General features: G+C 39.6%; 1 protein-coding gene. It reads left to right on the top strand.

Annotated features, from left to right (window positions below; translation table 11 throughout):
* Positions 1-48: 48 nt before the first annotated feature.
* On the top strand, positions 49-402 hold a 354-nt coding region (locus tag PL85_RS17990), incomplete at its 3' end, for a glutathione S-transferase N-terminal domain-containing protein (protein ID WP_215809365.1).

The following is a 402-nucleotide window of genomic DNA, read 5'->3' on the forward strand; positions in this document are numbered from 1 at the left end:
CCTTAGCCGGGCGTTATGTGTTTTTGAGTTTACAAAAGGAGATTTGTAGTGAAGGTTTATGGAGATATCCAATCTGGAAACTGTTACAAGGTCAAGCTGTTGCTTGCCTTCTTAGGCATTGAACATGAATGGCATCACATCAATATTTTAAAAGGTGACACAAAAACAGCCGAGTTTTTATCCATTAACCCAAACGGAAAAATACCCGCAGTTGTTTTGGATGATGGTCGTTGTTTGTCAGAGTCGAACGCAATTCTTGGCTATTTTGCAGATGGCACAGCGTTAATTCCTAGTGACCAATATGAAAAGGCTAAAATGTACGAATGGTTGTTCTTTGAACAATACAGTCATGAGCCATTTATCGCCGTGGCTCGTTTTATCCAAAAATATCAAGGTATGCCA

This window comes from Vibrio anguillarum (assembly GCF_001989995.2).
GTDB lineage: Bacteria > Pseudomonadota > Gammaproteobacteria > Enterobacterales > Vibrionaceae > Vibrio > Vibrio anguillarum.